Genomic DNA, 640 nt, shown 5'->3' with positions numbered 1-640 from the left:
CTTATCTTTGTTAATGTTAATCTTTATTTTTATTCATTTCTGAATTACACACTTATCTTTGCTCTTGGTTTTTTATCACTTAGATTCCATTTAGAAAACTTAACTTAGCTATTTCACAATGTTATAATATCTCATGAATAGAGAAAATAGATGTTAACCTCCTGAGAGGTATTTTTATACCTATACTCGTGAAATAGCGTATCATTCCATCAGTGAGTATTTTGTGTTTTAGCTGGTTGGGTTTCCTTATTGGAACTACCCGTGTCACTAACAAGGTTGCAAACTAACTGATAGAAGTGGAATCTCTACTCTACCTTATACTAATTTAAACAAAAGGAGATGTTTACTATTCCAATTTATTTAAACAGTACAGTTATTGGTATTGATGTTGCTTCGGCATTTTCTTTCGCTTCAATTCTTTGCCCTGACGGAAGTCAGTTTAGAAAACCATTCAGAATTAATCATACTGTTTATGGTTTCAATTACTTTTTAGAGCAAATAAAAAAAGTGGAAGAAGAGTATGCCATGAAGCCTGTATTCTTCATGGAGTCCACTGGCGTGTACCACCTTACTCTTTTCCACTTTCTTAAGGATAATAAATTTGATGCATTCATTATCAATCCACTCGTTACTAATTGTA

General features: G+C 32.2%; 1 protein-coding gene. It reads left to right on the top strand.

What is annotated here, in order from left to right:
• Window positions 1–339: 339 nt before the first annotated feature.
• Window positions 340–640: IS110 family transposase (locus tag KPL51_RS23135; RefSeq protein ID WP_216166789.1), on the top strand; the 301-nt coding region annotated here is incomplete at its 3' end.

The sequence above is a fragment of the Clostridium bowmanii genome (assembly GCF_018861315.1).
Taxonomy (GTDB): Bacteria; Bacillota; Clostridia; order Clostridiales; family Clostridiaceae; genus Clostridium_AD; species Clostridium_AD bowmanii.
Note: the sequence above shows the minus strand (reverse complement) of the source record. Positions and strands in the feature narration are given on the sequence as shown.